Genomic DNA, 7,592 nt, shown 5'->3' with positions numbered 1-7,592 from the left:
GGCGGGTCCGTTGCGACGTGCAAGCCGAACGATCCCAACAACAGTGAGGCGCCCGCATACACCGGTCACGTGTTCGGTAACACCGGCACCGCATCGGCCTGGGAATTCAACCGCGGGCTGATCGGCGCGGGAGCCGTTGCCGTCTGCAAACTGAACCTACAGGATCTGAACTTCGTACTTAACGCCACCGGGCTCACGAGATGGCCGATTACACGGGACCGGCCACAAAGGACGTGGAACTGCCGGTCGGCGAGGCCTTCGCCTTCGAACTCCAACTTACGGCCAGCGGCAACGGCAACTCGCCGTTCGTATCCTCCGGCAATAGCCCGCAGTACGGCATCACGATTCCCACGGGGTACGCGTTCACGCCCGAACCCGCGACGCTCTCGCTCCTGGCGCTGGGCGGACTGGCGCTGCTGCACCGTCGCCGTTCGGCATGATCATGAGCGTTGAGATATAAACGGGGCTGAGCGGCTGTCTGAAATCCGCGCGCCACGGTTCGCGGTGCTAGTTGCTCAGGCGTATTCCTTGTCGATCCGCACCTGCCCGCAATCGAGGCACCGGCCCTTCGGCAGGCTCAGGGCGGTGAGCACGGTCGAACCGCAGCGGCGGTCCCGGCGCGCCGGGAATGGCCGTGTAGAGCGTGCCGCTCGTGCTTCGTAGCGAAGAAGCATCGCTACTTCGCAGAGTAGCAAGGGTCTGCGCGCCAGTGTTCTCACTCCAGACGAAACCCTATCAAAAAAAACCCCTCCGTTTGAGGCCAATTTCGCTTGCCCCACCCGTGCCGCGCGTTAGCATCACCGCAAATGCCCGGCGACAGACCCGGGCGACCAGACATCCGCGCGAAAGGAGTCCGAATGACATTCCGGGCATTCACGTTCCGAACCGCAAGCATTCTGACCGTGGCATTGACCTTCGTTGCGGCATTGGCGTCCCCTGCCGCCGCAGTCTTCGCCGCCGCCAAGAACCCGGCTGACAAGGCCGACCCCGCGCCGGCGGGGACTGTTGCCCCGGGCCCCTTCAAGCCGGACTGGGAATCGCTCAAGGCCTACGAGGTGCCCGAGTGGTTCCGCGACGCCAAGTTCGGCATCTGGGCCCACTGGAGCGCCCAGTGCGTGCCCGAGCAGGGCGACTGGTACGCCCGCGGCATGTATGAAGAGGGCAGCAACGACTACAAGTTCCACGTCGCGCACTACGGCCCTCCCTCGAAGGTCGGCTTCAAGGACATCTGCCATATGTGGAAGGCCGAAAAGTGGGAGCCGGAGAAACTCATCGACCTCTACAAGAAGGCCGGGGCGAAGTACTTCGTGGCCCTCGCCAACCATCACTGCAACTTCGATTGCTGGGACTCGAAGTACCAGCCCTGGAACTCCGTCAACATCGGACCCAAGAAAGACATCGTCGGCCTCTGGGCCAAGGCCGCACGCAAGGAGGGGCTGCGGTTCGGCGTCACCGTCCACTGTGCCCGCGCGTGGGACTGGTACGACGTGGCCCACGGCGCCGACAAGAACGGGCCCCTGGCCGGCGTCCCGTACGACGGCAAACTCACCAAGGCCGACGGCAAGGGCACCTGGTGGGAGGGTTACGACCCGGCCGACCTCTATGCCCCCCACGGCCAGGCCCGGACCCCCGAGGCCCGAAAGGCCTACAACGAGAAGTTCTACAACCGCGTCATCGACCTCATCGACTCGTGCCGGCCCGACCTGCTGTACTTCGACGACAGCGTCCTGCCGCTGCACAACCAGACCGATGCCGGCCTCCGCATTGCCGCGCACCTGTACAACTCCAGCATCCAGTGGCACGGCAAGAACGAGGCCGTCATGAACACCAAGGGCCTGCCGCCTGACCTCCGCAAGGCCCTGGTGCTGGACATCGAGCGCGGCCGGGCGAGCGGCATCGCGCCGTTCCCCTGGCAGACCGACACCTGCATCGGCCATTGGCACTACAACGTGAGCCTCTTTGAGAACCACCGGTACAAGACCGCCGCCACCGTCGTCACCACGCTCATCGACATCGTCTCGAAGAACGGGAACCTGCTGCTGAACGTGCCCGTCAAGGGCGACGGCACCATCGATGCCGACGAGGTCAAGATCCTGGAGGACTTGGCCCGGTGGATGAAGGTCAACGGGGGGGCCATTTTCGGCACGCGGCCGTGGATCGTCTTCGGCGAGGGCGCGGCGGACGTCGCGGCCGGCAACTTCGGCGAGGGCAAGGCACGCGGATACACCGCCGAGGACATCCGCTTTACCACCAAGGGCGACACGATCTACGCCTTTGTCCTGGGCTGGCCGGGAAAGCCGGTGGTCATCCGTTCCATGGCCGGAAACTCGCCGCTGGTCACGGGGGACGTGGACAACGTCGCCCTGCTCGGCCATGACGGCAAACTCCAGTGGTCGCGCACCGAGGAGGGCCTGGTGATCAAGATGCCGGACGAGAAGCCGTGCGAGCACGCCTTCGCCTTCAAGATCACCGGCCTGAAGACCAATGCCTCGGCCGACACCGGCAACCTGCCGTACGTGCCCAAGCCGCTGCCCCCCGCGCCCGCCAAGTAATAGGAGCCTGCACATAACACAGCGGACGATGGCTGCAATGTTGCTGGCCGTTCTGGTCGGACAGGCGCTGGCCGCGGACCCCGGCGGCCCGGCGGGCGCCGGCCCGGTCCTCTGGTATCGCCAGCCGGCCGCCACGTGGGAGGAGGCCCTGCCCATCGGCAACGGACGCATGGGCGCGATGATCTTCGGCTGCGTGGCCGATGAGCGCATCCAGTTCAACGAGGACACGCTCTGGACCGGCCGGCCCCACGAGTACCAGCACGAGAGCGCGGTGAAGTTCCTGCCCCAGATCCGCCAACTCCTCCAGGAGATGCGGCAGTTCGAGGCCGAGGGCAAGACCCGGGAGGCCCGGGCCAAGCAGAAGGAGGCCGAGGACCTCGCAGGCAGGGAGTTCATGAGCGTTCCGCTCCGCCAGAAGGCGTACCAGCCGTTCGGCGACCTCCGCATCAAGTTCCCCGGCCATGAGGCCGCAACCGATTACCGCCGCGACCTGGACCTGGACACGGCCGTCGCCTCCGTCCGCTACAAGGTGGGCGACGTGACGTACCTGCGCCAGGCGTTTGCCAGCCACCCGGACCAGGCGATCGTCCTCGAGGTCTCGGCCGACAAGCCGGGCAAGGTCAGTTTCACCGCCAAGATGGACAGCCCGCACAAGTCGACCGTCGCGCGGGCCGCCGGCGGCCAACTCGTCCTGGCCGGGCAGGTGGAGGAGGGGGGCCTGAAGTTCGAGGCCCGCGTGCGCATCCTGGTCCAGGGCGGCCGCGTGACCGTTGCCGACGACGGCGCAACCGTCGAAGGGGCCGACTCCGCCACGCTCCTGCTGGTGGCCGCCACGAGTTTCAAGAATTACAAGGACATCACGGCCGACCCGGCTCAACGCTGCGAGGCCTGCGCCAAGGCCCTCGCCGGCAAGGACTTCCAGGCGCTCCTGAAGGCCCACGTCGAGGACCACCAGCGGCTGTTCCGCCGCGTCGTGCTCGACCTGGGGACCACCCCGGCCGCCGCCCAGGCCACCAACGAGCGCATCAAGGCCGCCGCCAAGCAGGAAGACCCGCAACTGGCCGCCACGTATTTTCAGTTCGGCCGCTACCTCCTGATTGCCAGCAGCCGTCCGGGCAGCCAGCCCGCCAACCTCCAGGGCGTCTGGAACGAGAGCCTCAGGCCCCCGTGGGAGTCCAAGTACACCGTCAACATCAACACCGAGATGAACTACTGGCCCGCCGAGGTCACGAACCTCTCCGAGTGCCACGAGCCCCTCTTCGACCTCATTGCCGACTGCGCCGTCACCGGCCGCAAGGTCGCCCAGGCCCACTATGGCGCCCGCGGATGGGTCCTGCATCACAACACGGACCTGTGGCGCGGCACGGCGCCCATCAACGCCTCGGACCACGGCATCTGGGTCGTCGGCGGCGCGTGGCTCTGCCATCACCTGTGGGAGCATTACCAGTTCACCGGCGACAAGGCGTTCCTGGCCAAGCGGGCCTACCCGGTCATGAAAGAGGCCGCGACGTTCTTCACCGATTTCCTCATCAAGGACCCCAAGACGGGCTGGCTGGTGAGCGGCCCCTCCAACTCGCCCGAGCAGGGCGGCCTGGTGATGGGTCCCACGATGGACCACCAGATCGTCCGCGACCTGTTCGCCAACACCGCCGCCGCCGCGGGCATCCTGGGCGTCGACAAGGACTTCGCCGCCAAACTCATGGAGATGTATAAGCAGATCGCCCCCAACCAGGTCGGTCAGCACGGCCAACTCCGGGAGTGGCTCGAAGACAAGGACGACCCCAAGGACACGCACCGCCACGTGTCGCACCTGTGGGGCCTGTACCCGGGCTGGGACATCACGATGCGGGGTACGCCGGACCTTGCGGCGGCCGCGAAGAAGTCCCTGGAGTTCCGCGGCGACGGCGGCACCGGCTGGAGCAAGGCCTGGAAAATCAACTTCTGGGCTCGCCTCCTGGACGGCGACCATGCCCGCAAGATGCTCACCGAGGCCCTGGCCGGCAACACGGCCCCCAACCTCTTCGACATGTGCCCGCCGTTCCAGATTGACGGCAACTTCGGCGGAACCTCGGGTGTAGCCGAGATGCTCATCCAGAGCCATCCGCCGACGCCCGGCGCGGCCCTGGGGGGCGAAATCCATCTGCTGCCCGCCCTGCCCGGCGCCTGGCCGACCGGCTCGGTCAAGGGCCTGCGGGCCCGCGGCGGGTTCGAGGTCGATATCGCCTGGAAGGACGGCAAACTCACCGAGGCCGTCATCCGCTCCACCCTCGGCGGACCGTGCAAGGTCCGCTGCGGCGACAAGACGGTTGACCTGGCGCTGGGGGCGAACCAGGAGGCCCGCCTGGGCCCCGACCTGGCGAAAAGGTAAACGCCGGGTGGCGCGCCCGTGGTTGACGGAGCCCCAGGAGGCCCGTGATGCGAGACGGACTTGCCGCTCTTCTGGTCATGTTGGCCGCAGGCTTGGCGCCGGCCCTTCGGCAGGCTCAGGGCGGTGAGCACGGTCGAACCGCAGCGGCGCCCCCGGCCCCGCCGGCCAACGCGGCGGCGCAGAAGCCCTCCCCGCCTGGGGAGAGCCAGAAGGTCGCCGCCATGCCCACGCCGAAGATGTACTTTGGCGACGCCACACGCCACGGCCGCCCCTTCGCCAAGGACCCGTCGGTCATCCGCCTGGGCGGGCGGTACCTGATGTACTACTCCATGGCGCCGTCGAGCGACCCCAAGGCGCCCGAGGGCTGGGCCGTCGGCCCTTCGGCAGGCTCAGGGCGGTGAGCACGGTCGAACCGCATCGCCGAGAGCAGGGACCTGGTCGCCTGGAAGAAGGTAGGCGAACTGCTGCCGCAGCAGGAGTGCGAGAAGAACGGACTCGTGAACGGACGGGCGATCGTCCTGGACGGCAAGGTCCACCTCTTCTACAACACCTACGGCAACGGCAAGGATGATGCCCTGTGCCACGCCACCAGCGACGACGGCCTGCGGTTCGCGCGCGACCCCACGAACCCCATCGTGCGTCCGACGGGCGACTGGAATAGCGGCCGGGCCATCGACTGCGACGTCTTCGAGCACCAGGGCCGCCTTTACCTCCTCTACGCCACACGCGACCCGACGATGAAGACCCAGATGCTCGCCCTGGCCGTGGCCGACCGCATGTCCGACTTCGGCCGCGCGGCCTGGAAGCAGGTGGGCGACGGGCCCGTCCTCAAGCCCGAACGGCCCTGGGAGACCCGGTGCATCGAGGCCCCGTCGGTCGTCCGGCGCGACGGCACGCTCTACCTTTTCTACGGCGGCGGGTACAACAATGACCCCCAGCAGATCGGCTGCGCTACCAGCGCCGACGGCGTGCACTGGACCCGCCTCTTCCAGGAGCCGCTCCTGCCGAACGGAAAGCCGGGGTCGTGGAACTCTTCGGAATCGGGCCACCCCGGCGTCTTCGTCGATGAGGACGGCCAGACGTACCTGTTCTACCAGGGCAACAATGACAAGGGTAAGACCTGGTTTCTCTCGTGGGTCAAACTGGGGTGGAAGGACGGCAAGCCGTTCCTCCTGGACGACGGGATGCCGGCCCCGCCGGCCAACGCGGCGGCGCGGACGGTTGCCCGCCCAAGGCGGGTCGCCCTACGGGCTCCTTCCGTTCCAGCAACCGTCGGACTGTGAGACTATCTTAACCCGAGCGCTTTTGGGTCTTGACAATGGGGAGCACTCCAAAGATTATTGATCACAGTTCAAACAACCTGAGAACCAACCCGCGCTTTGTGCGGCTTCCTCAGCGCCTCATGGGCGCCGTTCACATGGAAAGGCAATATATGAAAATCTCAACCCTACTGATTGGTCTGCTGGCGGCCTCTGGAGTGATGGCCGAGGAGTCGAAGAACGTGCCGGCGGACCCCAAGGGATTCGCCTGGGAATCCCCGGTTCCCGATGATTGCCCGTTTCAGAAATCGACAAGCCTGACGGGCATTTTCTTTACCGGCCGCCACAGCGACTATCGCTGCGGCGACACCTTTTATCCGTGCTGGGCCGGCGATGGCAACCTGTATTCGCCCTGGACCGACGGCAAGACGGACGGCGTCGGTTGCAGTTCCGGGTCCGGCGCGGGAGCCCGCACCGGCCACGCCGTGATGATCGGTGACGACCCGCTGAGGCTTGAGATACACAACACTTCCCCGCCCAAGCAGGCCAGCGCTTTGCCCTATAAAGGACGCTATCCGGCGGGCTCACTGGTGCACAACGGCATCTGGTATTACGGCACCTACTGCCTGGGGCCTGCCGGGTCGTATAAGCACAATGAGTTTATCTGGAACTGGCCCAATCTCGGGCCGATGCCGGGATTCCAGATCTCCCGTGATTACGGCAAGACGTGGGAGCCCTCGCCCCTCACACCGGAAAAGCCCCTGTTTCCCGAGCCGCGACAGTTTCTCGGTCCGGTCAAGATGGGAGCGCCGCATTTCGTGGATTTCGGCAAGAACATGGAACATTCGCCGGACGGCAAGGCGTACTTGCTCGGCATGGGCGCGGAAGAAAAGGATCCCAAGCCGCGCCCCTGCATCAAGCCTGGAAAGCCCGGTGAGGTGTTCCAGGTGGTCGAGGGCTGCACCAGCGACTTCGCCCATGCCAACCTGAGTTGGATTTCTGCCGACCAGATCTATCTGGCCCGCGTCAAACCCTCGCCGGAGACCATCAATGACCTCAAGGCTTATGAGTTCTTCGCCGGCCGTGACGGCGCCGGCAAGCCGATCTGGACGAACAACTTTGAGAAAATCAAACCGCTGATCGAATGGAACAACCACATGGGGTGCGTCACCGCCACGTATGTGCCCAGCCTGAAAAAATACCTGATGTGCGTAACCGATGGTTGGCCGACCGTGGCCAAGATGACCTCCTACATTCTCGAGGCCGACGCCGTCACCGGCCCATGGCGCATGGTGTCCTATATGAAGGACTTCGGGGAGCAAGGGTACTTCCTCAATTTTCCGAGCAAGTTCATCAGCCCCGACGGGCGGACCCTCTGGCTGTGCTATTCCGCGAATTTCAGCCCCGGCTGGA

The 7,592-nt window shown here is 65.8% G+C and carries 6 protein-coding genes; all 6 read left to right on the top strand.

Features of this window, described 5'->3' with window-relative positions; genetic code table 11:
• Positions 1-200: 200 nt before the first annotated feature.
• Positions 201-440 carry a PEP-CTERM sorting domain-containing protein gene (locus NTX40_00065; GenBank protein ID MCX5647486.1) on the top strand — a complete coding sequence of 80 codons (240 nt, stop codon included), beginning with the start codon at positions 201-203 and terminating at the stop codon, positions 438-440.
• Positions 441-857: 417 nt separating this feature from the next.
• Positions 858-2,552 (top strand): alpha-L-fucosidase, encoded by a 1,695-nt coding sequence (locus NTX40_00060; GenBank protein ID MCX5647485.1) that lies wholly within the window; start codon positions 858-860, stop codon positions 2,550-2,552.
• A gap of 28 nt (positions 2,553-2,580) precedes the next feature.
• Positions 2,581-4,920 (top strand): glycoside hydrolase family 95 protein, encoded by a 2,340-nt coding sequence (locus tag NTX40_00055; protein MCX5647484.1) that lies wholly within the window; start codon positions 2,581-2,583, stop codon positions 4,918-4,920.
• 47 nt (positions 4,921-4,967) lie between these two features.
• Positions 4,968-5,321 (top strand): hypothetical protein, encoded by a 354-nt coding sequence (locus NTX40_00050; GenBank protein ID MCX5647483.1) that lies wholly within the window; start codon positions 4,968-4,970, stop codon positions 5,319-5,321.
• 15 nt (positions 5,322-5,336) lie between these two features.
• Positions 5,337-6,203, top strand: coding sequence for a family 43 glycosylhydrolase (locus NTX40_00045; protein MCX5647482.1), 867 nt, complete (start codon positions 5,337-5,339; stop codon positions 6,201-6,203).
• 134 nt (positions 6,204-6,337) lie between these two features.
• Positions 6,338-7,592 (top strand): hypothetical protein (locus tag NTX40_00040; protein MCX5647481.1); only part of this gene is annotated, 1,255 nt, incomplete at its 3' end.

It is taken from the genome of Planctomycetota bacterium, assembly GCA_026387035.1.
Classification (GTDB): Bacteria; Planctomycetota; Phycisphaerae; order FEN-1346; family FEN-1346; genus JAPLMM01.
The sequence above is the reverse complement of the archived record's forward strand: the minus strand, read 5'-3'. Positions and strand labels throughout refer to the sequence as shown.